21 protein-coding genes are annotated in these 24,888 nt (G+C 62.8%); 14 read left to right on the top strand and 7 right to left on the bottom strand.

The genetic code is table 11. From position 1 onward, the window contains the following. Nucleotides 1-82: 82 nt before the first annotated feature. From DT068_RS12145 to DT068_RS12125, 5 genes are all read left to right on the top strand, one after another. On the top strand, nt 83-1,207 hold the full coding sequence (locus tag DT068_RS12145; protein ID WP_119390098.1) for an ABC transporter ATP-binding protein: 1,125 nt from the start codon (nt 83-85) through the stop codon (nt 1,205-1,207). Between the two features lie 28 nt (nt 1,208-1,235). Next, nucleotides 1,236-2,384 (top strand): ABC transporter substrate-binding protein, encoded by a 1,149-nt coding sequence (locus tag DT068_RS12140; protein ID WP_119390097.1) that lies wholly within the window; start codon nt 1,236-1,238, stop codon nt 2,382-2,384. 57 nt (nt 2,385-2,441) lie between these two features. Next, entirely contained in the window at nt 2,442-3,311 is an 870-nt protein-coding gene (locus tag DT068_RS12135) for an ABC transporter permease (RefSeq protein WP_119390096.1), read from the top strand. 8 nt (nt 3,312-3,319) lie between these two features. Next, nucleotides 3,320-4,120, top strand: a complete 801-nt coding sequence (locus DT068_RS12130; protein ID WP_119390263.1) for an ABC transporter permease — start codon at nt 3,320-3,322, stop codon at nt 4,118-4,120. A gap of 301 nt (nt 4,121-4,421) precedes the next feature. Continuing rightward, a complete protein-coding gene (locus DT068_RS12125) occupies nt 4,422-5,246 on the top strand; it encodes an IclR family transcriptional regulator (RefSeq protein WP_119390095.1) in 825 nt (274 codons plus the stop codon). Between the two features lie 75 nt (nt 5,247-5,321). Here the strand turns inward: DT068_RS12125 and DT068_RS12120 are convergent, their stop codons facing one another. Together DT068_RS12120 and DT068_RS12115 are read right to left on the bottom strand one after the other, a co-directional pair. Continuing rightward, nucleotides 5,322-6,995 (bottom strand): TadG family pilus assembly protein, encoded by a 1,674-nt coding sequence (locus DT068_RS12120; protein ID WP_119390094.1) that lies wholly within the window; start codon nt 6,993-6,995, stop codon nt 5,322-5,324. Beyond that, nucleotides 6,996-7,382 carry a TadE family protein gene (locus tag DT068_RS12115; RefSeq protein WP_162914159.1) on the bottom strand — a complete coding sequence of 129 codons (387 nt, stop codon included), beginning with the start codon at nt 7,380-7,382 and terminating at the stop codon, nt 6,996-6,998. Between the two features lie 393 nt (nt 7,383-7,775). Here DT068_RS12115 and DT068_RS12110 point away from each other — a divergent pair, with 393 nt between their 5' ends. Genes DT068_RS12110 through DT068_RS12100 form a run of 3 tightly spaced genes read left to right on the top strand, consistent with a single transcriptional unit; the run spans nt 7,776 to nt 11,882 of the window. Further along, complete coding sequence (locus DT068_RS12110; RefSeq protein WP_119390092.1) at nt 7,776-8,483, top strand: response regulator; 708 nt, start codon at nt 7,776-7,778, stop codon at nt 8,481-8,483. Continuing rightward, a complete protein-coding gene (gene nosP, locus DT068_RS12105; protein WP_119390091.1) occupies nt 8,473-9,636 on the top strand; it encodes a nitric oxide-sensing protein NosP in 1,164 nt (387 codons plus the stop codon). Before DT068_RS12110 ends, nosP begins: the two co-directional genes overlap by 11 nt. Then, complete coding sequence (locus tag DT068_RS12100) at nt 9,633-11,882, top strand: hybrid sensor histidine kinase/response regulator (RefSeq protein ID WP_119390090.1); 2,250 nt, start codon at nt 9,633-9,635, stop codon at nt 11,880-11,882. The genes nosP and DT068_RS12100 overlap by 4 nt, the downstream gene beginning before the upstream one ends. A 6-nt stretch (nt 11,883-11,888) precedes the next feature. Here DT068_RS12100 and DT068_RS12095 read toward each other — a convergent pair whose 3' ends face one another. The 5 genes from DT068_RS12095 to DT068_RS12075 form a co-directional block, all read right to left on the bottom strand. Beyond that, on the bottom strand, nt 11,889-12,317 hold the full coding sequence (locus DT068_RS12095; RefSeq protein ID WP_119390089.1) for a type II toxin-antitoxin system HicB family antitoxin: 429 nt from the start codon (nt 12,315-12,317) through the stop codon (nt 11,889-11,891). 241 nt (nt 12,318-12,558) lie between these two features. Next, complete coding sequence (locus DT068_RS12090; protein ID WP_119390088.1) at nt 12,559-15,774, bottom strand: error-prone DNA polymerase; 3,216 nt, start codon at nt 15,772-15,774, stop codon at nt 12,559-12,561. Between the two features lie 8 nt (nt 15,775-15,782). Next, nucleotides 15,783-17,339, bottom strand: coding sequence for a Y-family DNA polymerase (locus DT068_RS12085; RefSeq protein WP_119390087.1), 1,557 nt, complete (start codon nt 17,337-17,339; stop codon nt 15,783-15,785). After that, complete coding sequence (locus tag DT068_RS12080) at nt 17,251-17,976, bottom strand: ImuA family protein (protein WP_119390086.1); 726 nt, start codon at nt 17,974-17,976, stop codon at nt 17,251-17,253. Before DT068_RS12080 ends, DT068_RS12085 begins: the two co-directional genes overlap by 89 nt. 186 nt (nt 17,977-18,162) lie before the next feature. Continuing rightward, nucleotides 18,163-19,107, bottom strand: coding sequence for a MurR/RpiR family transcriptional regulator (locus tag DT068_RS12075; RefSeq protein ID WP_119390085.1), 945 nt, complete (start codon nt 19,105-19,107; stop codon nt 18,163-18,165). A gap of 263 nt (nt 19,108-19,370) precedes the next feature. Between DT068_RS12075 and DT068_RS12070 the strand changes: the two genes are divergently transcribed. The 6 genes from DT068_RS12070 (at nt 19,371) to DT068_RS12045 (ending at nt 24,885) form a co-directional block, all read left to right on the top strand. Next, nucleotides 19,371-20,183, top strand: coding sequence for an ABC transporter ATP-binding protein (locus DT068_RS12070; RefSeq protein WP_368904687.1), 813 nt, complete (start codon nt 19,371-19,373; stop codon nt 20,181-20,183). Between the two features lie 210 nt (nt 20,184-20,393). After that, nucleotides 20,394-21,239, top strand: coding sequence for an ABC transporter permease (locus DT068_RS12065; protein ID WP_368904686.1), 846 nt, complete (start codon nt 20,394-20,396; stop codon nt 21,237-21,239). A 117-nt stretch (nt 21,240-21,356) separates the two neighbouring features. Then, entirely contained in the window at nt 21,357-22,481 is a 1,125-nt protein-coding gene (locus DT068_RS12060; RefSeq protein ID WP_119390083.1) for an ABC transporter substrate-binding protein, read from the top strand. 64 nt (nt 22,482-22,545) lie between these two features. Beyond that, nucleotides 22,546-22,881, top strand: coding sequence for a hypothetical protein (locus tag DT068_RS12055; protein WP_119390082.1), 336 nt, complete (start codon nt 22,546-22,548; stop codon nt 22,879-22,881). Between the two features lie 34 nt (nt 22,882-22,915). Continuing rightward, complete coding sequence (locus DT068_RS12050; RefSeq protein WP_119390081.1) at nt 22,916-24,103, top strand: hypothetical protein; 1,188 nt, start codon at nt 22,916-22,918, stop codon at nt 24,101-24,103. Further along, complete coding sequence (locus tag DT068_RS12045) at nt 24,100-24,885, top strand: SDR family oxidoreductase (RefSeq protein ID WP_119390080.1); 786 nt, start codon at nt 24,100-24,102, stop codon at nt 24,883-24,885. The genes DT068_RS12050 and DT068_RS12045 overlap by 4 nt, the downstream gene beginning before the upstream one ends. Nucleotides 24,886-24,888 lie beyond the last annotated feature (3 nt).

Genomic DNA, 24,888 nt, shown 5'->3' with positions numbered 1-24,888 from the left:
AAAGTTGATGCCCGGCACCCTTATCTCAGGCGCCAGACCGGCTGTAGAGTTTCGAGATGATCGCCAGGGACGCGCCACGCCAATGACGAAGCCGGCCGCCATTCCGGATATTTCGTTTCGCGGCGTATCCAAGCGCTATGGCGACGTGGTGGCTGTCGACAAGGTCGACCTCGACCTGTCCAAAGGCTCGTTCGTCTCGCTGCTCGGACCTTCGGGCTGCGGCAAGACCACCTGCCTGCGCATGATGGCGGGCTTCGAGCAGCCAAGCGCCGGCGAGGTATTCATTCGCGGCGACAATGTCACCGGCGTTCCCGCCTATCGGCGCCCCGTCAATATGGTGTTCCAGCATTATGCGCTGTTCCCGCATCTGAATGTCGCCGACAATGTGTCCTATGGCTTGCGCCAGCGCTCGCCGAGGCCGCCGCGCGAGGGCATCGCCAAGGCGGTCGACGAGGCATTGTCGATGGTCAGGCTTTCCGGCTATGGCGCGAGGCGCATCTGGGAATTGTCGGGCGGCCAGCAGCAGCGCGTGGCCCTGGCGCGCGCTTTGATCAACCGGCCGGCGGTGCTTCTTCTCGATGAGCCGCTGGCGGCGCTCGACCGTAAGCTTCGCCATGACATGCAGATCGAGCTGCAGAACCTGCAGCGCAATGTCGGCATCACTTTCCTGCTGGTGACACACGATCAGGAAGAGGCGCTCTCCATGTCGGATCGCGTCTGCATCATGAAGGACGGCAGGCTGGTGCAGGCCGGCACGCCGCGCGAGCTCTATGACGAGCCGGTCAATGGCTATGTGGCGGATTTCGTCGGCAAATCGAATTTCTTCGCCGGGACCGCCGGCCAGGCAAGCGACGGCCTGATCAAGGTTGCCCTGGTCGACGGCATGAAGACGGCGGGCCGCGCGTCCAGGTCGACGGCACCGCCGCGGCAAGGCGATGCCGTGCTGGTGAGCGTGCGCCCGGAACGTATCAGGCTTGCCGCGGCGGAGCGCGACCTGCCCAACCAGATTGCCTTTCGGGCCGAGGCGAAGGTGCTCAACCGTATCTTTCTCGGCGAGCAGACGGAATATCTCGTGGCGCATGACCGCCTGGGCGAGTTCATGGTGAGAAGTCCTCGTCAGGGCAACCAGGCTCGGGCCTTCGAGATCGGCGACAGAGTGGCAATCGGCTGGCCGCCCGATGCCGCCCTTGTTCTCATAAAGGATTAGGCAGGCCGAGGGACAACAGGAGGAAACGATGTCGGACAACAAGATCATCACGCCGCAGAAATTTCTCGACGAGCTGCGCCGCTTTCAGAAAGGCTCGGTCACGCGCCGCCACTTTCTCGGCGTGACGGGTCTGGGACTGGCGACCGCGGTGCTCGGCACCGCCATGCCGGGCTTGCGCCCGCGCAAGGCCTATGCCGCACTGTCGGGCACGGTGAACCTCACCACCTGGCCCAATTACCACAACCAGGAAAATCTCGACGCCTTCACCAAGAAGACCGGCGTCACCATCAACATGAATGTGTTCGGCTCCAATGAGGAGATGCTGGCGAAGCTCCAGGCGGGATCGACCGGCTGGGACGTCTTCGTGCCGACCAACTACACGATCACCACCTATAAGGGGCTCGACCTCATCGAGCCGCTCGATCTCAAGCTCTTGCCCAATTACGACCCCGCGACGCAGGACCAGCGTTTCACCTCGGAAGGCGCGGTCGACGGCACGGTCTATGCGGTGCCCAAGGACTGGGGCACCACCGGCTTCGTCATCAACACCAAGAATGTGACGCAGAAGCCGGCGAGCTGGAAGGAATTCTGGGACCTGACGAAAGGCCCGCTTACCGGCCGCGTCATGGTGCATGACTACCAGCTCACCACCATCGGCAACGCGCTCAAATATTTCGGCTATTCCTTCAATTCGAATGACGAGAAGCAGCTGGGCGAGGCCGAGAAGCTGATGCTCGAGGCGAAGCCGCATCTGTTCGCCATCAATTCCGACTACCAGCCCTCGATGCGCAATGGCGATGCCTGGATGTCGGTATGCTGGACCGGCGACGGGGTGCAGCTCAAGCGTGACCTCCCGGAGATGGAGTATGTGATCGGCAAGGAGGGCGGCGAGATCTGGACGGACTACTTTGCCATCCCGAAGGGCGCCCCCAACAAGGAAGCCGCCTATGCGCTGATCGACTGGCTGTTGACGCCCGAGATCAATGCCAAGGAAGTGCAGGCGCATGGCTACCCCTCGACCGATGCGCGCACCAACAAGCTGGTGCCCAAGGAGATGCTGGAGAATCCGATCCTCTATCCGGCCGCCGATCTTCTGACCAATCTCGAATTCGGCGCCGCGGCGACGCTCACCAATCCGCTGCGCGCCGAGATCATGGCGCGTTTCAAGTCGGCGTGACCGCCATTGCTCCTCTCCCGTGCAGAAGCACGGGAGAGGAGGCTTTGATCAAGCTGCATGGCCGCCTCCTTGCCATCCTCCCGATCGAAAGTCGTCACCACCTTGCTGGTGGCGCCGGCTGGGCTGTTCTTTCTCTTCCTGCTCATCCTGCCGCTCATCGTCGTCATTATCTATTCCTTCGGCGCGCGCGCCGAAGCCGGCGGCTATGCGCCAGCCTTCACATTCGACAACTACGCGAATCTCCCGGCGCGCGGGCAGGCATTCATCAATACTCTGACCCTCGCTCCTCTCGGCACGCTGCTGACGGTGCTGTTCGCCTATCCGCTGGCCTATTTCCTGGCGGTGAAGGCGAATGAGAGGCTGCGCACGCTGCTCCTCGTGCTGGTGATCGTGCCGTTCTGGACCAGCCAACTGCTGCGCTACTATGCCTGGATCATGATCCTGGGCTCGAAAGGCATTCCGAGCTGGCTCGCCTGGATCGGCATGACCGATGTGCGCATCATCAACACCCCCTGGGCGGTGCTCATCGGCGCCGTCTATGGCTTCCTGCCCCTGATGGTGCTGCCCATCTATGTCAGCCTCGAGAAGCTCGACAAGCGCCTGCTCGAGGCGTCCGCCGATCTCGGCGCCGATGCGCCCCGCACCTTCTGGCAGGTGACCTTGCCCTTGTCGCTGCCGGGCGTGGCCACCGGCTCGATGCTGGTCTTCATCCTGCTGATGGGTGAATATATCCTGCCGCAGCTTTTGGGCGGCGGCAAAGTGTTCTTCATCGGCAATGCGCTGGTCGATCTCTTTCTGCAATCGCGCAATTGGCCGTTCGGAGCGGCGGTCTCGACCGCCCTGGTCGCGATCATGTTCGTCACCATCGCGGTCTATATGCGCTTCGTGTTGAGCCGCGGCGACACGCGCCGCGCCGCTTTGGTGTAGCCATGAGCTTGCGCCTCTACGCCGCCTTCATCTATGTCTTCCTCTATGCCCCGATCGCGCTGATCGTGTTCTTCTCCTTCAATGCCGGGCGTTATGCGATGGACTGGCAGGGCTTCTCGCTCGATTGGTATGGTCGGGCCTTCACCAACCCGATCGTCACCAAGGCGCTGGTGACGAGCCTCATGATCGCCGGGTCGACGGCCGTCATCGCCACCGTTGTCGGCACCTTGTGCGCGCTCGGCCTCGAGCGGATGCGGGGATGGCTGCGCCAGCTCTTCGATGCGCTGATCTATGTCGCGATCATGGTGCCGGGCGTGGTGATCGGCATCTCGACCCTCATCGCCTTCGTCACCGTATTCGATGCCGTCAATCCGGCGCTCGAGGCGGTCGGCATGGCGCGTTTGCAGATGGGCCTGTGGACCGTCATCGCCGCGCATGTCCTGTTCAACCTGGCGGTGGTCGTCCTCATCATCAGGGCGCGTCTTGCCGGCATGGACCGCAGCCTCGTCGAGGCCTCCGAGGATCTTTACGCCACCCCCTTTGCCACCTTCCGGCAAGTGGTCCTGCCCGCCCTCCTGCCCTCGATCCTAGCCGGCTTCCTGCTGTCCTTCACCTTTTCCTTCGAGGATTTCATCATCGCCTTCTTCGTCGCCGGCCCCAATACGACCCTGCCGATCTATGTCTTCTCCTCCATCCGCCGCGGCGTCACGCCGGAGATCAACGCCATCGGCACGGCGGTTTTGTTGACTTCGCTGGCGCTCCTGATGCTGGCGCAATTCCTCTTGCGGGCGCGAGCCAGGGCCCTCTGAAACCTGTCCGGACAGGTTTCAGAGGGATTGGTTCAAATGAATTTCAAATACACGCTTAAGTTTGAGGTGGCACAACTAGTATCGCAGAAGCAACATTAAGCATCTGAAATTTTTCAACTAGTGCAGCTCATTTTCCGGATAGTATTTAAGGCGCAGACCGCCAAATATCTGGGAAGATTATCTTTGAACCTGCTGGCAAATTCGAAAAATACATATATTATTAAGCGCGCTTACCTAGAATTCATAGGTAATCGATACGGGCTTGCGGGGGTAAGCTCAGGAGAATGGTTCGGGAGGAACCATGAACCGGCATGACCCTGAGGTATCCGCCGCGCTTGCGGCGCTGGATTTTGCTGACGCAACGCCGGCACCGGGCCGGGATCACGGCGGCATTCAATCAGTCGACATTGGAATGACGGTTCTCAAGGCCCTGGCCCTGGCCAAGGGACCCATGTCGCTCAAGGAAATCGGCAGTGCCTGCAACATGGCGCCCAGCAAGGCGCACCGCTATCTCCATAGCCTGGTGGCGGGCGGCCTCGTCGCGCAGCAGAAGCGTTCCGGCAAATACGATCTTGGGCCTTTTGCCCTCCGTCTGGGTGCCTCGGCCATCCGCCGCATCGATGTCGTCAACCGGGTCAGCGATCAGCTCGAGGATCTCGTCGAGCAGGTCGGGATGCCGGCGCATGTCTCGGTGTGGAGCCATCAGGGACCGATCGCGGTGCGTTGGCAGCGCATCGCCGATTCGCTCATATCTCCCGATGTCCTGGGGTCGGTTTTCCCGTTGCTGCGCTCGGCGACCGGCAATGTCTTCCTCGCCTACTTGCCCGACCGTGTCACCGGGCCCTTCGTCACGGCCGAGATGCAGAAGGAAGGCGAGCTCGAGAGGTCCATTAATTTCGACGTCGCCGACATCATCCGCACGGTGCGCGAGCAGGGCTATGCCATGACGCTCGGCACCTTCGTTCCCCAATATGTCGGCATCGCCGCGCCGATCATCAACTGGGACGACGAGATATGCGCCGCCGTCACCATCGTCGCGCGCATGACTCGCGACGCGGATCAGCGTCTGTCGGCCGCGGCCCAGCTCAGGGCCTTCTGCCGGAATCTTTCCGCAGCGACGCGCTAGGTATTCGCCAGAGCCTTCAACTTTGGCGGGATTTGCTCCAGGTCCGGAAGAAGGCCGCAGTCGCGCGGCCGTGACCTATTGGACCACGACCGGATTGTTGCAGCGCACGCCATGCACCGTGACGTCGGCTTCGCCGAGCCTGATGCCGAGCGTAGTGAGGGTCGTGTAGACGATCGTGTCGAGCGCCGGCGTGACCGGCAGCAGGAGGGAGCGCACCAGCGCCTTGTACTGGTTCGCCAGAAGGCCCAGCAGATCGGGGAGATTGAGGACGTTGACGCTGAGATTGAGGTTCTCGGCCAGGGATGTGACCAGCGACTGTGTGTAGTTCTGCGTCACCGCCGTCTTGTAGGTGCGATTGGAGATGTCGGTGGCGCTGAAGACGAGATTTTGCGCCGACATGTTGCCGACATTGATATGGGCGCTGCCGCTGATGCGTACGAGCCCGGCAACGTCGACGAGCTGGGCTGCATTGACGGAGGGTGTCTCGTTCACGGCGGTGAAGTTGGTGACTTCGCCGATCCAGGTGTTGAGAATGCCGGGCTGGGTGGCGACGGTGACCTGGTGGGTCGCCGGCGTGGCGCCGCAGGTGACGGCGGCGAGGCGGCCTTCGGCATAGGCCACATCGATGAAGATCGGCAGCCTGATCTTGGTCGCGGCGAGCAGTCCCGTTCCGCCCACCTCGACGGTGAGCTTGATGCGGGTCTGCGCGGTGCGCACGAAAGCACCTTTCTCGCCCACCGTGATCCAGGACGTGCCCTGCGGCGGCTCGCCGATCACCAGGCTGAGCTGCGTGTTGGTGAGGCCGGGGATGGTGGCGCCGAGATCGACATCGACCTGATGCGTGCCATTGGACACGAGCGCCAGCGCGTTGACCATCTGCAGGGCATTCACCGCCGCGGCGAGCCCATATTGCGACGATGTGCCGATCTGCGCATTGGCGGCCTTGCCGATGCTGAGCAGGCGGGTGAGGTCGACCGGTGTGCTGCCGCTCAATGCCTGCGCCAGGTCCTCGAGCGCCTCGGCGGCATCGAGATTGCTGTCGGTGCGCGCCGTCCTGGCCATGGCGGACAGGATATTGCCCGCCGTGAGATCGGCGTCGAGCACCTGCTGATAGGTACCTGCCTCGATATCGGCCTCGATTGCCAGCTGATCCATGAATTTCAGGAGGTCGATATCGACATCGGCAAGCGAGCGGTAGTCCATGACGCGCAGATTGACGTTGCCGCCCAGCATCTGGCCGAGGATGGCGTTAATGATGCCGCCTTCGAGCGACAGGAGCCGCGATCCGATCGAGAAAGCCGCTTCGGCCGGCCGGGTGGCGATCGCGCTCGCCGCGATGCCGACGTCATTGCTCTGGAAGATGCGCGCGAAATAGATGGGTGAATCGGCGCGCGCCACGACGCGCGCCGCGTTGATCGGCAGCTGGTCGGCCACGAAGCGCTGGTCGAGCGGCTTGGTCGAGCTGGGGTCGTAGTTTCCGGTTTCGACGGTGAGCGAGTTGAGCACCCAGCCGCCATTGTCGGTGAAGGTCGCGCTCGCCGCCTGGGTGGCATTGGCCGTATTGCTGGCGGCCGCAATGGCGGCAAGATCGGTGGCGCCCTGCAGCCGCCGGTTGTCAAAATGGATGGAGGCGACATCCACGGCGATGGCGGCAAAGCCGATCATCACGGTCATGACGATGGCCGAAATGATCGCAACCGTACCGTCCTCCGACCGCGACAGCGATCCGAGCCTGTTCCGGAAGTTCATTCAATATCCTCCGATGCGCACGACCGCCGTCCGTTGAATGAGGGACGAAGGCATGGGGATGATGCCGCTCTGCACCTGAAGCGGCAGGTTGGAGATGTCGGTCCTGAGCGTCACCGTGTAGCGGGTGGGATCGCCGGGAAAGGGCGCTGTGGTGACCGTGATCGGATGGCTTTGCAGCAGCCGGTATTGTGGGCTCGATTGGGCGACATAGGTGGTGACGATCGACTGGCGCTCGGTGTCCGTCAGGCCGGCGACCGATGCGCGGGCCGCATCGGCGGTGAGCTCCTGCAGGCTGGAGACCGCGCTGAAATAGATGCCATAGGCGGCGATGCCGAGCAGGATGAGCAGCAGGACCGGGGCCACGATGGCAAATTCAAGGGCGGCCACCCCGCGGCAGTCTTTCCCAATATTGTTGCGCCGGGTCATTTGGAAGTTACCGTCCACCAACTATCCGAGCGAAAAACTACCGAGTATCCTCTAACGAACGCCAAGTGAAACGCGGATAACCTTCCTTAAATGCAGTGAAAACTTGAGATATTTCAGGCGAGGAGCAAGTAACGGACATCCGGAAATTGTGCTTTGGGGTCAATTTGCTCTAAGAATACTGGGTACCCGACGGACAAATTGAGAGAGTAGTGAAAATGGCGGAGGGCATTCCGCAACCGTGAACACCGAGGCAATATTCAACCCGATGGGCATTGACGGATCATTTACGATAATTGCGGCTTCCCCCCTTCCGGGCGCGCTTGTCTCAGCTCCTCCACCGTGCAAACTGGTTCCATGCAGTCGCCGCTTTTCCTGATCGTCGATGATCATCCGCTCTTCCTGGAGGCGCTGGAGGCGGCGCTGCATGCGGCTTTTCCGGCGGCGCAGGTCGAAACGGCCGATTCGATCGCCTCGGCGCGGCGGGCATTGGATCAGGGAATCAGGCCCGATCTCATTCTGCTCGACCTCAAGATGCCCGATACGACCGGTTTCGAAGGGGTGGTCGGCCTGCGGGCGGCCAGTCCCCGCACGCCGCTTTGCATCATTTCTTCCCTGTCGGGGGATGAGATCGTCCGCCAGATCCGCGACCTCGGCGCCTCCGGCTTCATCAACAAAAGCGAGAAGCGCGAGAACATCATTGCCGCGGTCAGGCAATTGATCGACGGGCAGGAATATTTCAGCGCCGGCGGCGATTGGGCCGTCTCCACCTCCCAGGCCTCGCGCAATCGCGAGCTCGAAATCCTCGCCCGGCTGCGTGAGCTCACCCCGCAGCAATACAAGGTCCTGAGCCTCATTTGCGAGGGCAAGCTCAACAAGCAGATCGCCTATGAGCTCGACATCGTCGAGACCACCGTCAAGGCGCACATCACCTCCATCTTCAAGAAGCTCGCCATCCACAACCGCACCCAGGCCGTGCTCATCATGCAGAAGCTCAAGCTGCAGGGATTGATCGTCGATCATCCGGAAGCCTTCACCCAGGCGGAACAGCGCCATGCCGGCTAAGCGCGGGTTTTCCGCAGCCGTCGATCCGGCCGAAGCGGTGCGCGAGCTCGCATACAGGATCGACCAGCCGGAGATGGCTCTTGTCGTCTTCTTCGCCTCGCCGAGCTACGACCGCCCGAGCCTGGCCCGGGCCATTGCCGTCGAATTTCCGGGCGTCGAGGTGATCGGCTGCACCACCGCGGGCGAGATCACCTCCGAAGGCTATCGCGAGAACACCATAACGGCGGTCAGCTTCGGGCGCGACGACTACAAGGCCAGCATAAGCCTCATTTGCGGTCTCGACCGGTTCCGCATGGAGCGCGGCAGCGAAGTGGTGCAGGACCTGTTTGCCGATCTGGACATCGCCCCCCTTACGGTGCGCTCGGTTCCGCACCAGATTTTCGGCATGCTTCTCATCGACGGCATGAGCCGGCAGGAGGAGCTGGTCGTCTCCTCGATCAGCCGCTTCCTCGATCCCGTCCCGTTGTTCGGCGGCTCGGCCGGCGACGGTCTGGATTTCGGCGTCACCTGGGTCTTCGCTCATGGCGCCTTCCATACCAATGCCGCTGTCCTCGCCCTGATCGAGACGAGCTGTCCCTTCACCGTGTTCAAGCTCGATCACTTCCGGCCGACCGACAAGAAGATGGTGGTGACCGAGGCCGATCCGGTCCGCCGCCTGGTCATGGAGATCAATGCCGAGCCGGCGGCGCCGGCTTACGCGAAGATGGTCGGCCTCGACGCGCGCGAGCTCAACCCGATGACTTTCGCCGCCTATCCGGTCGTCGTCAGGGTCGGCGGCGAGTATCATGTGCGCTCGATACAGAAGGTGGAGGCGGACGGGTCGTTGCGTTTCTATTGCGGCATCGATGAGGGTCTCGTGCTGACCGTCGCGGATGGCGATGATATGGCAAGGAATCTCGATGCCGCCCTGACCAGGCTCGCCGCCGAGCTTGGCGCGCTCGATCTCATCCTGGGATTTGACTGCATCCTGCGCCGCCTCGAGGCCGAGCAGAAGCAGAAGAGCCTGGATGTCTCGCAAGTGCTCAAGCGCCACGGTGTGGTCGGCTTCAGCACCTATGGCGAGCAATACCGCTCGATGCATGTCAATCAGACATTCACCGGCGTCGCCATCGGCAGGGCGAAGCGCAAGGGTGATGAACGGCGGACCGCATGACCGTCCGCCGCCCTGCGCATGAGCCAGCCGAGCCCCTGGAGGAGCGTCTGCGCAAGCTGGAGAAGATCAACCGCGCGCTGATGGGCCGGGTCGAGCGCTCGACCGATTTTTCCGGCAACGGCTTTTCGCTGTTCCAGACCGCGATCGTTCTGGAAGGCCAGGTGAGCGCCCGCACCAGCGACCTCAAGCGCACGCTGGAAGATCTTTCCGACGCCTATGCCAGGCTCGAGGATGCCCGCGACGACGCCGAGGAGGCCAAGCAGAACCTGACATCGGCGATCGAGGCGGTGAGCGAAGGCTTCGCCTTGTTCAACGATGCCGAGGAGCTGGTGATGTGCAACACCCCGTTCCGCGCGCTCCTGCCGGACATCGAGACGCGGCTTGCGCCGGGGACACCGTTTCCCCGCATTGCCGAATTCTTCTCGCAGAGCCGGCACCTCGTGCTCGATCAGCACCGCTCGCCCGAGGCCTGGCGCGCCGCCCGCATCGATCTGTTCCGCAAGCCGCATGCCGCCTTCATCCAGAAGCTGTCCCAGGACCGCTGGATCCAGGTGTCCAACAAGAAGACCGACACCGGGGCGACGGTGGTCTTCCAGACCGACATCACCGACATCGTCCGTGCCGAGCGGCTCAGGCGCGAGCGCGAGCTCGATGAGCAGTCGAAGATCCTGCAGGCGACGCTCGATCATCTGCCGCAGGGCATCTGCATGTTCGCGAGCGATCTGCGCCTCAAGGCGTGGAACCACCGCTTCATCGATCTCCTGAGCCTGCCCCTGCGCCTGGTGACGCCGCTCGCCAGCTTCGAGCGCATATGGGAGTGGGCGGGCAAATCGGTTTTCGTTCATGACGGTGCCGGCGTCGCGGCGGTATCGGGCTGGCTGCGCGCGCCTTCGGCCGATCTCGATTCGATCGAGCTCGGCAAGAGCGATGGATCCATATTGAGCGTCAGCGGCAATGTCATGCCGGATGGCGGCATCGTGGTGAGCTTTGCCGACGTCACCGAGGAGCGCCGCGCCAGCGCCGCCTTGCGCGAGGCGAAGGAGACGCTGGAGCAGCGGGTCGAGGAGCGCACGGCCGAGCTCACCCGCGAGGTGATCGAGCGGCGGGCCATCGAGGTCGAGCTGATCAAGGCGCGCGACACGGCCGAGGAGCTGACCAAGAGCAAGACGCGCTTCCTCGCCGCCGCCAGCCATGACGTGCTGCAGCCGCTCAATGCGGCGCGGATCTTCCTCTCGCTGCTCGGCGGCACCGGTCTCGATCTGCGCCAGCAGCATTTCGCCGGCAAGGTCGACAAGGCCTTCGGCTCGGTCGAGGAAGTGCTGGGCACGCTGCTCGACATTTCGCGCTACGACAGCGGCAGCGTCGAGGCCAATATCGTGCCCTTGTCGGTGGCCGAGATACTGACGACGCTTGCGGCCGAGTTCCAGCCGCTGGCCGATCAGAAGCAGCTGAGATTGCGCTGCATGCCCTCGGGACTATACGGCTTGAGCGATGCTCGGCTGCTGCGCCAGATCATCCAGAACCTGGTATCCAACGCCGTCCGCTATACGACGCGGGGCGGCGTCCTTGTCGGGGCGCGCCGGCGCGGTGGGATGATCTCGGTCGAAGTGTGGGATACGGGGCCCGGCATCCCGGCCGACAAGCGGGATTTCATCTTCGAGGAGTTCCGGCGGCTCAACCAGGACGTGCCGGATACCCCGAAAGGGGCGGGGCTGGGGCTTGCCATTGTCAGGCGCATTGCCCGGCTGCTCGATCACCCGATCGCCGTCAGATCCGTCATCGGCAGGGGATCATGCTTCTCCATCGAGTTGCCGCTATGCGCGCCGCCGCGCCGGGTGGAGCATAAGGCATCGGCCGAGCGCCTGCCGGTCGACCTTGCGAGCTTCACCGCCATCGTCATCGAGAACGACCTCGCCATTCTCGAGGGCATGATGGAGCTCCTGCAGGAAAGGGGCATGCGCGCCATCCCGGCGGTGTCGATCGGCGAGGCGCTCGAGACCCTGCAGAGCCTGGAGAAGACGCCGGACCTGATCATCGCCGATTATCATCTCGATCAGGGGACCGGCACCGACGCCATCGCCGCGATCAGGCGCGCGGCCGGCCATGCCATACCCGCCATCGCCGTCACCGCCGATCAGACCGCCAAGGTGCAGGCCGAGATCCGCAAGGATCACATCGCCTATTTGCGCAAGCCCATCAAGACGGGCGATCTTTTTGCGCTCATCCGCAAGGTGATCGCGGAGTAGCTCGTTCTACGCCGCCTCGACTATCCGGATTTCCAGCTCCTTGCCCAGAGCGCGCACCGCGCTATCGATCTGATCGAGGCGAGAATCATGATCGAGGTCGAGCAGCCGGTCGATCTGGGGAGCATGGACGCCGAGCTTGCGGGCGAGGTCGGCTTTCCGCGTTTCCGTCTTGATCATCAGATCGTAGAGGGCCAGTTTTGCTGCGATCAGTGTGGAAAAATTCACATAAAACTGACCGCGTTTCGCCTTGGAAGGTTTCGGGATCTTTTCTCTGTCGCTGATCCGGCCCTGGATGACGGTCGCAAGAGCATCGACAGCCCGGGCAAGAGCCTCGGCCTTGTTTTCGCCGAAAGTGACAAGCTCGGGGAAGTCCGGTGCCGTGACCAGGAGGGTGTCATTGCTGTCTTTCTTGAGAATAACGGGATAGCGCAACACTATTTATCCTCCTTCAAATCCAGGTCCTTCAGTATTTTGAGCCACAGGCCCTTGCCGAGATCCCTGGCGCCTCATGCTGAGGAAGTTTGCCCGGCTCGAAAGTACAGCCCAGTCGGGACAGGAAGCGTCGAGCCTGACGGCTGTTCATAGTGTAGCACAACAGAAGTGTTTATGAAACAGATATGTTGTATCCAGGGGGAGGAGCCGGTTCATGTGAGGTTGCTTCACGCTCTCTTGCTGGCTAGTGGAAGTCCCGGCTCTTGATGAGGGCCGGCATGTCGGTTTCGGGGGACTCCTCCTGTCGGAGTCCTCGCATTTCGACGGTGAGATCGGTGAAGCTCTCGGCGATCACATGGATGACGAGGCCGGAGCGCTGCAGCCTGCCCTTGATGGCGAGGAATTCGCCCGTCATCACCACCCGCCGGTTTGCCGCCAGGATCTTGGGCCACACGATGACATTGACGATGCCGGTCTCGTCTTCGAGGGTGATGAAGACGACGCCCTTGGCGGTGCCCGGCATCTGGCGCATGAGGACGAGGCCCGCGACCGTGACCTGCGTGTCCTGCTTCAGCCTCTCGTCGCGATGCTCGCGGCTGGTGATCGCCCCAAGCTTCTTCAATTCGGCGCGGAAGAAGCTGCAGGGATGCGCTTTGAGCGAGAGGCCGGTGGTCTCATAATCCTCCATCACCTCTTCGCTGAGCTCCATAGGGGGCAAGGCGACAGGGGGCTCGGCGAACAGCCCATCCTCGATATGAGGGGCGAAGAGCGGCAGGTTGCTGTCCTGGGCCGACGACTGGTTCCTTACCGGTTCGATATCGAGCCGGCCGAGCCGCCGCATGGCCCACAGAGCCGCCCGTCGGTCGAGGTCCATCGAGGTGAAGGCGTCGGCCTCCGCCAGCCTTTCGAGGGTGAAGCGCGTCACGCCGCTGCGTCGCGCCAGTTGCTCCAGGCTCGAATAGCCATTGCCGCGATGCGTGATGAGCGCTGCGATCTCGTCTTCCTTGAGGCCGCCGATCTGGCGGAATCCCAGCCGCACCGCGCAACTCTCCGCCGACAAGGGCTCGAGCGTGCAGTCCCATTGGCTTTCATTGACGTCGGCGGGGCGGATGACGACGTCATGCTCACGCGCATCGCGCACCAATTGCGCCGGCTGGTAGAAGCCCATGGGCTGGCTGTTGAGGATGGCGGCGCAGAACACATCCGGGTGGTGGCATTTGATCCAGGCCGAGGCATAGACGAGGAGCGCGAAGCTCGCAGCATGGCTTTCCGGGAAGCCATATTCGCCGAAACCTTCGATCTGGCTGAAGCAGCGCTCGGCGAAGTCGCCGTCATAGCCCCGCGCCGTCATGCCGTCGACGAATTTATCGCGAAACTTCACGACATCGCCATTGTTGCGGAAGGTCGCCATGGATCGGCGCAGCGCATCGGCTTCATGCGGGGCAAAGCCTGCCGCCGTGATGGCGATCTGCATCGCCTGTTCCTGGAACAGCGGCACGCCTTTGGTCCGCTTGAGCACTTCTTCCAGCTCATTTGCCGGCCCGAAAGCGGGATCAGGTGAAGGATAGGTGGTCTTCTCGATGCCGTCGCGCCGCTTGAGATAGGGATGCACCATATTGCCCTGGATGGGTCCCGGCCTGACGATCGCCACTTCGACCACGAGATCGTAGAATTCCTTGGGCTTGAGCCGCGGCAGCATCGACATCTGTGCCCGGCTTTCGACCTGGAACACGCCGACGGAGTCGGCCCGGCTCAGCATCTCGTAGGTCTCGGAATCCTCATAAGGCAGGTCGAAGATCGAATGGAACGGCTTCCTGTATTTGTGGCCGTAATGGGCGCGCAGGAACTCGAGCCCGCGCCTGATGCAGCTCAGCATGCCGAGCGCCAGCACATCGACCTTCATGAGGCCTAAAGTGTCGATGTCGTCCTTGTCCCATTCGATGAAGGTGCGCTCGTCCATCGCCGCATTGCCGATCGGCACGGTCTCGTCCAGCCGCTTGCGGGTGAGCACGAAGCCGCCGACATGCTGCGAGAGATGGCGCGGAAAGCCGATGAGCTCATTGGCGAGATCGACCGCCTGGCGGATTTTCTCATTGCCCGGATCGAAGCCCGCTTCGCGCACATATTGATCGGGCATATGGCTGCCATAGCCCCAGATCGTCTTGGCGAGAGTGGCCGTGACATCGGGCGTGAGGCCCAGCGCCTGGCCCACTTCGCGGATGGCGCGGCGCGAGCGGTAATGCACCACGGTGGCGCAGATGGCGGCGCGCTCGCGCGAATAGCGCTTGTAGATATACTGGATGACCTCCTCGCGCCGCTCATGCTCGAAATCGACATCGATATCGGGCGGCTCGTTGCGCGCCTGCGAGATGAAGCGCGAGAACAGGAGCTTGGTCGATCTGGGATCGACCTCGGTGATGCCGAGGCAGAAGCACACCGTGCTGTTGGCCGCAGAGCCGCGTCCCTGGCAGAGGATATTCTCGGCCCGCGCAAAGGCGACGACATCATGCACGGTGAGGAAGTAGCGGGCATAATCGAGGCTTTCGATGATGCGCAATTCCTCATGGATATTCGTGGTGACATCGTCCGGCACGCCATCCGGATAGCGCCTTTTGGCGCCGGCCCAGGCGAGGTCGGCCAGATGCTCCTGCGCCGTCTTGCCGGGCGGTATAGGCTCGTCGGGATATTCATATTTGAGATCGCCGAGCGAGAAATGGCAGCTTCGGGCGATCCCGACGCTGCGCCGGACGGCATCCTCATGGCCGGCAAAGAGGCGCAGCATCTCCTCTGCCGGCTTGAGATGGCGCTCGGCATTGGCATTGAGCCGGAAGCCTGCCTGCGCGATGGTGCATTTCTCGCGGATGCAGGTGAGCACATCGGCAAGCGGCCGCCGCTCGGGAACGTGATAATGGACGTCATTGAGGGCGACGAGGGGAGTCCGGTTCTGGCGGGCGCATTCGGCGAGCCTGGCAAAATATTGTTTCTCATCACCCCTGTGACGATGGATGGCGCCGAGAAAGACCCGCTCGGGGGCAGCTTTCGCGAGCTCCGCGAGATGAGACAGGAAAGCCCGATCGAGCCTGGGTGGCGGCAAAGCGATCAGCATCTGCCCTTCACTTGCCGCGCAAATCTCGGCGAAAGTGATATGGCATTCGGCTTTCTTCGCCTTGCGGTTTCCTTCTGTCAGCAAGCGGCAGAGGCGGCCATAGGCGTCACGGTCGGTCGGATAGGCAAGCGCTTCAAACCCGTCCAGCGTGACAAGACGAACGCCGACCAGATATTTGATTTTGCGGTTGCGGGCTTCATCATAAGCACGCACCACCCCGGCGAAGCTGTTGCGGTCGGCAATGCCGATGGCGGCAAGGCCGAGCTCATCGGCGCGCTGGACCATCTCCTGGGGATGCGAGGCCCCGCGCAGGAAGGAGAAATTGGTGGTGACGGCGAGTTCGGCGTAGCTCATCGCGCGGCTCACGCGAAAAAGCCATGGACGAACCAGCGGGGGCTGGCCGTCTCGCGCCCATAAAGGCCTTCGCGATAGAGCCAGAAGCGCTGCCCGGCCGAATTCTCGAGACAATAATAATCGCGCGTCAGGCCATCTGCGTCGCTGCGCCACCATTCATCGGCGATCCGCTCAGGCCCTTGCGCCACCATTATGCTGTGGGCTTTGCCGCGCCAGCGGAATTGCCGCGGCGGACCGTCGGGAATGAGGGCGGTGACCTCAGCACTTTCCGCTTCCGGCAGAAGCAAGACCGGCCGCGGGTCATCCGCATCGGGCTCGGGCCAGGCGGGCTGTGCCTCCTCCGCCTTGCGGGAAATCCCGGCGCGCTCGGGAATATGGCTTTCAACGGCGAGAAGCTGCCTGACACTTTCCGCACCCAGGCGCTGGCGCAGCGCATCGATGAGGAGGGCCTGCTTCTCCGCTGTCGGGCCCTCATCTTGCGGCGAAGCGAGATCGCCTTGCCGGGCCGCAAGCTTTTCGGGCAGGGTGACGGAAAGGCCGATGCAGTCGAAGCCGAAACCGGCCTCAAGCCCTTGCCCCAGGCCGTCGAGCTTGAGGGAGAGAAGCCTGGCGATATGGGCGGGATCGCGCGTCGGCGCGGCAAGGCCGATATCGAGATGCTGGACGGCGCCATCGACGCGATGCAGCGTAAGCCTGAGAGTCCGGATACCGACAGCGTCGCGGATCAGCTTAGGGGTAAGCCGTTCCACCAGCCTCCGCGCCGTCGCGATGATGATCTCCTGCACGAAGATCGGATCGAGGAAAGAGCGCTGCACATGATAGACGGGCGGCGGCGCGATGTAATGCAAGGCCTCGGGCCTGACGCCCAGCGCCTGGTCGAGGCGCATGAGCAGCTCCTTCTCGAAGCGTGCCGCGAAGGGCGCGCGCGGCGCATCGATCAGCATGCCGATGCGCTTGAAGCCGAGCCGGCGCAAGGTCGCCTGGCTGTCGGGGCAGAGCCTCAGCGCCGCAACCGGCAGGGGACGCAGCGCCGCTCTTTCCTTTCCCTCGCCGAGGCAGAGCGGCAGATGCGGCGCATGATGCGAGAGCGCCCAGGCGGCACCCGGCGTGCCGGCAATGGCGCAGCGTGCCGCGAGGTGGAATTTCCCGAGGCGCGTGATGAGGTCATCGAGCAAGGCGGCCTCGCCGCCGAAGAGATGGGCGCAGCCGGTGATATCGAGGAAGAAGCCATCGCCGCCATTTTCAGGCCCCCAGGGTGCGGCTGCCGGCGTGTAGCGCGTTGCCCACAGTGTCAGCCGGTGCAAGGCTCGCGCGTCATTTTCGGGCTCGAGCGGGCGCACTTGCAGAAGGCCGCCGGCCTTGGCGCGCGCATCGCTCAGGGTCTGGCCGATGAAGAGCCCGTTTCTCTCGGCAGCCGGGTTCGTGGCGGCGATGCGGGGGCCACCCGAAGCCTCGACGGTGAGAACGAAAGGCTGGTCAGGCGTGACCGAGTTGCCGGCCTCCTGCGCTGTCAGGAAGCGCAGGATCGGCCAGCGCGGCAGCCAGACCGAAACGATGCGACGCATGATGCCACTCCAACACAAACTCACCGGGCCAGCCATTGCGGCACCGCTCGAGCCTCACCTGCCAGCAGGGCGCGATGAGGCCTGAGGAGGTGCTGCGATGAGCGGGTGCCGCCGCAATGCTCCAGCGTGTTTCGACGGCGCTCGCGGCCGACCCATCAGGTGGCCGCAGCACCAGCAGCGGCCGCCGCGCCTCGCGCGCGGCGAGGCTGAGCCGCTGGCTCTTTTTTAGATCGAGCGATCGCGAGAGGAGGCCGGCCGTGATCCGGGCGGCCCCCGAATGCAGGATTTCCTCGATGGCCCAGAGCGCTTCGATATCGTTGCGCGCTTCGACCAGCGTGATGCGGCCGGGATCGAGCCCGAGCATATTGAGGCCGTGGCCGTAAAGCCGGCCGGTGGAAAGGAGTCCTGGCGCCGACGTGACGATGAAGAGGGGCTCGGTGCCGGGAGAGATGGCGGCCATGAGGGCGATGAGGAAGCCCAGCGCCGCCGGCTGGTCTTCCGGCGTGGCGGCATGGATCTCATGCACGCTTTCGAGCGACAGGCCTTGCCGGGGCAGATGCCGGTCGAGCGGCAGCTCGAAGGAGAAGCACGGGCGTTTCAGCGATTTCGGGGGCGGCGAGGCGAGAAGCTGGCGCAAATCATCCAGGCTGGCAGGTCGCTGGGCCTGCCGCTTTCCAGAATGAGGTAGGGTTACCGGTACGGAACTCATGGGGTATTTATAGAACAATAAAAGAACAAAAACAATACGAGAAGGCCGCCAATCCGAGGCTCTTCCTAACTTCTTGGAATCAATCGAATTCACAAAGGGAGTGCAGGATCCCTGTCACTCCTGCGTCTCGAAATCCTTCATCAAAGGCGTCGGATCGGTCACCGGCGTCGGGATCGCCACCCCGATGCGGGCCAGCGTATAGCGCACCCGGCGCAGCGACTCGCGCGCTTTGGTGCCGAGCTTGGCGGCGACGCCGGCGGCGATCGTATCGATCACAGCCATATGCGCATAGCGCGACGGTGTCGGCACCAGCACATTGTCGCCCTCGGCAATGGTGATCGCGATGAGCATGTCGGCGGCCTCCGCCAGCGGCGTGCCGGGCCGTGTCAGGGCGATGGTGCGGGCGCCGAAGGAACGTGCGATCTCCACCGCCTCGACCACCGGCTTCGAGCGGCCGCTATTGGAGATGGCGAGCACCGCATCGCCGGGCCTGAGCGTCGCCGCCGACATGCGCTGCTGATGCCCGTCAGTATAGGCCGCGACCGGAATGCCGAGCCGGAACAGGCGCAGTTTCGCATCCTCGATCATCGCCGCCGAGCCGCCGCCCTGGCCATAGAGATCGATGCGCCGGCTGTTGGCCAGGGCCTCGATCGCCTCCCCGATGACCTGGGTGTCGAGCTGGTCGAGGCATTCGCGCACCGCGGTCGCCGCGCGCATCATCACGGTGCGGGCGAGCTGGCCGACATCGTCATCGAAGACACGGTCCGATTTGAGATAGGCGGATGCCACGGTGAGCGTGGTGGCGAGCTTGATCTTGAAATCGGCGAAGGAGCTGCAGCCGAGCGAACGGCAGAAACGCGTGACGGTCGGCTGGCTCACTTTCGCCTTGTCGGAAAGATCGGCGATCGTCATGCGCGTCGCCGCCTCGTAATCGCGGCAGACAATCTCGGCGACCCGCCTTTCGGATGGGGATAATTCGCTTTCGATGCGCTGGATGCGCGAGACGATGTCGATCGCCGGGGGATGCTCTGTCGCTCTCTCGCCGCGCCGCCGCGCCATTCGCTTCGTCCTGGGGACTTTCCAATCTCGTAATTAAATTACACTCTTTTGGACATTCGGCAAGCGTCCGCATAAGTGCCCATGAATCCGTCAAAGCCGGCCGGAATTCCCATGGAACCTTATGTTGCCGGGCTTTTCAGGGAACCTCTCACGACGCGTCCGACTAATTGCTATTGCAGAGTCTGAAATTTTGTAACATGATTTGATAAAATAGCGGCGGCAAGTCGTTGAGGGTCGGAAACACCATGATGGATGCGACGCATATGCGCACAGCTCCCGGCGCGGCGGACAAAAAAGCGACCAAGATGTTCGTCGAGGGGGCGACCAAATATTATCAGACCCGCACCGGCTCGGTGCATGCCCTCGACAATGTGTCGCTCGAGGTTCGTGATGGTGAGTTCCTGTGCATCCTCGGCCCCTCGGGCTGTGGCAAGTCGACCTTGCTGTGGTCGATGGGCGGGCTGCACGACCTGAGCGGGGGAGAGATCAGGCTCGGGCATGAGAAGATCAGCAAGCCGCATCCGGAGATCGCGATGATCTTCCAGGACGCCAATCTTCTGCCCTGGCGCAATCTCGCCGCCAATATCGCGCTGCCCTTCGAACTCAAGCGCAAGAAGGTGGACCAGGAGCGTGTCGACACGCTGCTCCGGCGCGTCAATCTCAAGGGCTTCGAGACGAAATTCCCGCGCGAATTGTCGGGCGGCATGCAGCAGCGCGCCTCGATCGTGAGGAGCCTCTCGGTCAATCCCTCGCTGCTGCTGATGGATGAGCCTTTCGGCGCGCTCGACGCCTTCACCCGCGATGAGATGAACCTTCTCATCCAGGAGATCTGGATGGAGACCGGCAAGACCATCGTCTTCGTCACCCATTCGATTTCCGAGGCGATCTTCCTCGCCGACCGCGTCGTCGTGATGTCGGCGAGGCCCGGCCGCATCGCTTCCATCTTCGACATCGACATTCCGCGCCCGCGCCCGGTCGATATCCAGACCAGGCCCGATTTCATCGAGCGCGTTTTGCATATCAAGGCGAGCATCGATCATGGCCGCAGCCCCAATGAAGGGCTGGCGATCACCTAGAAACACTGAAGGCTGTCGCATGCGAAATCTCCGCCCCATCCACTATCCGTCACCCCGGCGAAAGCCGGGGCCCATTAAATTCTCTCAACGCGGGCGGCGCCGCCCGCTTGGTTCTATTCAGGAGGTCCCGGCTTTCGCCGGGATGACGGTTTGGAGGATGAGTGCGGAACTCCCGAACAAGACCCGGAGAAGGTTCAGAGGAGAATGACTGTGGACAAGGCGCTGGGCAACAAGATCCCGGAATTCAACAAGAAGAAAAGCGAGGGCGGCGGGGTCGGCCTGTCCGGCACGTCGCTGGGGCTCGGCGATCACCGGACCAAATTCGAGACCTTGATCATCATCCTCGTCGCCGTGGTCATCATCGGCGGCGCCGAGTTCCTGCTCAAATGGTTCGGCGTGCCGCAATATGTGCTGCCCACGCCCAGCCAGATCGTGACCGCGCTCTTCACCGAATGGAAATTCATCTGGCCGCATCTGCTCACGACGCTCTATGAACTGCTGGTGGGTTTCGCCATCGGCGCCTCGATCGGCTTCGTCCTGGCCGCCGTCATCACCCAGTTCCCCTTCGTCGAGAAGATCGTGACGCCCTATATCCTGCTGCTCGTCACGACGCCGATGCTGGCGCTGGTGCCGCTCCTCATCCTGAAGCTGGGCTTCGGCAGCGAGCCGCGCATCATCGCGGTGGCGCTGGCTTCGGGCCCGATGGTGATGATCAATTCGGCGACGGGCTTCCGGCGCGTCGATCTCGCCAAGATCGCGCTCGCCCGCTCTTTCGGCGCCTCGACCTTCCAGATCTTCACCAAGATCCGCATCCCGATGGCCATGCCGATGATCATTGTCGGGCTCATGGTCGGATCGATCTTCGGCCTTCTCACCACCGTGGGCGCCGAAATGGTGGGCGGTGCCGAAGGCCTCGGCAATCGCCTGACCTACTATTCGGCGCTCATCCGGATGCCGCAGTTCTTCGCCGTCATCCTCATCCTCGCGATCATCGGCATATCGATCTATGTGCTGTTTTTCTGGATCGGCAAGAAGTGGGCAAGTTGGGAAGCGTGATGGCATCGGCCCGAAAAGTGTGCAGCGGTTTTCGGACAAGCCGATGCCCAAAAAGTGACTTTTCAAGTGCGTGACGACGATAAGACGACAAAGGCACAAACCAGGAGGAAACCAGACATGAATCAGATGATGATTGGACGGCGTCGTTTGTTGAGCCTGACCGCCGCGGGCGTCTCGGTCGCGGCCATGGGCGGCTTGGGCGGCGCGCGCAAGGCCCATGCGGCCGACACGGTGCGCTGGGTGTCGCCGCGCGGCACCATCGAGGTGCTCGACGACTACCCCTATTGGGTCGGCAAGAAATACGGCTATTTCGGCGATATCGAGACGACGCTCGAGCCCGGGCCTTCCGATGCGACGGCCTGCGTGAAGCTCGTCGACCAGAATCAGGCCGATATGGGCTATCCCTCGCCGGGCGTCTTCTCGCTGGGCCTGGCCCAGGGCATCCCGCTCGTCTCCGTCTTCCATATGGGCGGCGCCGATGTGTTCGACTTCGCCTTCCGCAAGGGTGAGAAACCGGCCGACATCAAGGGCATCGAAGGCAAGACGATCGTGCTCGGCTCCGCCGGCTGGCAGTCGATCTGCGATCCGATGCTGAAGGCGGCGGGCGTCGACATCAGCAAGGTGAAATATGTCGATGGCGGCTGGCCGGCCTGGGGCACGGTCCTCAAGCAGGGCAATGGCGATGCCGCTCTGTCCTGGGAAGGCTGGCGCGCCCAGTGGAAGGGCCAGGGGCTCGATTTCGACTATTTCCTCGGACGCGACTTCTCCAAGCTTCCCGCCAACAGCTTCGTTATCCGCAAGGCGGATTTCGAGGATGCGGCGAAGAAGGAAGTCTATGGCCGCTATTTGCAGGGCTGGGCCGCCGGTCTCGAATTCGGGCGCCAGAATCCGCGCGCCGCGACGCAGATCGTCATGGAGCAGTTCCCCGGCCTCTCCTCGCAGATGAACCCGTCGGTGGCGACGGAATCGATGATGCAACTCGCCAATGTCTTCGCCGGCCGCTGGGACGAGCGCAAGAAATGGGGCTATCACATCCCGGAAAGCTGGCAGCTCTTCTTCGATACGGCCAAGGAGATCGGCCAGATCCAGGGCGACTTCAAGGTCGAGGACGTGGTGAAGAACGATCTCGTCGATGTCGCCAATTCCTTCGACGCGGCCAAGGTCAAGGCCGATGCCGATGGCTTCGCGCTGTCCGACGACTACAAGAAAGTGGATGTCGACGCCATCAAGGCGGCCCTCTGATCTAAGGTGGCGGCGGTCCATGCGGCCGCCGCCAATTCATCCATCCAGCCGGAGAGCAGCGCCCATGTTCGTCTTTGACCATGTCGGCATCACCACCACGGTGCCCCAGCCCGACGAGAACTGGGTGGAGCAGTCGCGCGTATGGGTGACCAACCCGCGCAACCATCCCGAGCACATCGAGTTCCTGCGCTATGAGCCGGGAACGACAGTGCCCGAAATCATCCGCAACAATCCGCATATCGCCTTCCGCGTCGATGCCTTGGCGCCTCATATCGAAGGACAGGAGATCTTGATCCCGCCTTTCATCGTCGGCGACTTCCTGGAAGTCGTATTCATCCGCAAGCACAACACCGTCTTCGAATATATGCACTATCTGAAGGAAGGCTGGTTCGGGAACTAGAGCCTGCCACTCCTCAATCCGGACAATCAACGACATGAGCTACAGAGCCATCTACACCTATGCCTGGGACCTCGCCGAGGAAGGCGTCAGCAAAGCCACCGACCAGTTCCTGAAGCTGGGTCTCGATACCGTGACCATGGCCGGCAGCTATCACGCCGGCAAATTCCTGAGGCCGCATGGCCGTTCCGGCAAGATCTATTTCCCCGAGGACGGCACGGTCTATTTCAATGCCGATCCCGCCCGCTACGGGGCGATCAAGCCGGTGGCGAACACGATGCTCCAGGAGCGCGATACTTTGCGCGAATTGACCGACGACAAGCGCATGGCGGTCAATGTGTGGCTGGTGCTCCTGCACAATACGTTGCTCGGCAGCGCCCACCCCGAGGCGGCTGTCACCAATGCCTTCGGCGATAAATATATCTATAGCCTGTGTCCCTCGGCCCCCGCCGCCCGCGCCTATGCGCTGGGCCTCGCCAGGGATGTGACTGAAAGCTACGACGTCTCGGGGCTGTCGCTCGAAACGCCGGGCTTTCTCCCCTATGCGCATGGCTATCACCATGAATTTGCGCTCAACGCATCCAACCGGTGGCTCGACAGCCTTCTCGGCCTGTGCTTCTGCGACCACTGCGTAAAGGATGCGGAGGGGGAGGGGATCGACGTGCGACGGGTGAAGGCTGACGTCGTGCGCGATGTGAGCGACTATCTGGCGAGCGATGTCGATTTTCCGGCCGACATGGCGGACGCCTTCTGGCATGCCGACACGCAAGGCGATGAGGAGCTCAGCGAGTTCCTCCGCTGGCGCACCGAAGTCGTGACGTCAGTCATCAGCGAAATTCGCAAGAACGTGCGCAAGGATGTCAATATCGCGATCATTCCTTCGGTCGCGCGCCCGACCGGCGGCGCCTGGTATGAGGGCAGCGATCTCAAGGCCCAGGCGGAAGCGGCGGGCATCATCGAAGCCTGTTTCTATGAGCCGGGCGCGGCGCGGGTGAAGGCCGATCTCTTCGACATAAAGCGACGGCTGCGCGGTGTCGGACAGCTGCGCGGCATCATGCGGCCGGCTCATCCCGATTTTCCCGGTGAAGCGGAATTCCTGGCCGGGGTCGAAGTCCTGGCCGCAGGCGGCGTCAAGGAGCTCGCTTTCTACAATTGGGGCCATTTGCGCCAGGCCAATGTCGAGCGGATCGGCAAGGCCATGAAAATCCTGGACCGATACGCATGAGCTTCAAGGGCAAGGTCGTCGCGGTCACCGGCGCTGCGGGCGGCATCGGCCAGGCTGTCTGCCGTTACTTTGCAGGTGAAGGGGCGGCGATTGCGGCCATCGACAAGAAGGACAGCGTCGCATCCTTTGCCGCTGAGCTGAGGCGGGAAGGAACGAAGATCGCCCATGCGACCGCCGACATCGGCGATGCCGGGACGATTGCGAAGGCATTCGCCCATCTTGCCGGCGAGCTGGGGGCGGTGGACATCCTCATCAACAATGCCGGCTTCTCCGATCATCCCACCTTGGCGCGCACCGATCCCGCCGGCTGGCAGGCGGATATGAACGGCAATCTCAACGGCGCCTATAACTGCGCCCATGCCGTGCTGCCGGCCATGCAGGAGAAACGCCAAGGCTCGATCATCGCAGTCGGCTCGGTCAACGGACTTTCCGCACTGGGCGATCCGGCCTATAGCGCCGCCAAGGCCGGCATGATCTCGCTCACCCGCTCGCTGGCGCTCGAATATGGCCGTTTTGGCATCCGCTCCAACATCGTCCTGCCGGCAACGGTCAGGACGCCGCTCTGGGACAAGCGGGCGAAGAAGAATCCCGAGGTCCTGGCAACGCTCATGCGCTGGTATCCGCTGGGGCGGATCGTCGAGCCGATCGATGTGGCGCGCGTCATCGGCTTCCTTGCTTCCGAGGCGGCCGGCGCCATCACCGGGGCGGCAATTCCGGTCGATTGCGGCTTGACGGCCGGCAATATCGTCATGGCACGTGAATTGACGCTCGAACCATTCTGAGGG

The sequence above is a fragment of the Taklimakanibacter lacteus genome (assembly GCA_003576695.1).
Classification (GTDB): Bacteria; Pseudomonadota; Alphaproteobacteria; order Rhizobiales; family Aestuariivirgaceae; genus Taklimakanibacter; species Taklimakanibacter lacteus.
The sequence above is the reverse complement of the archived record's forward strand: the minus strand, read 5'-3'. Positions and strand labels throughout refer to the sequence as shown.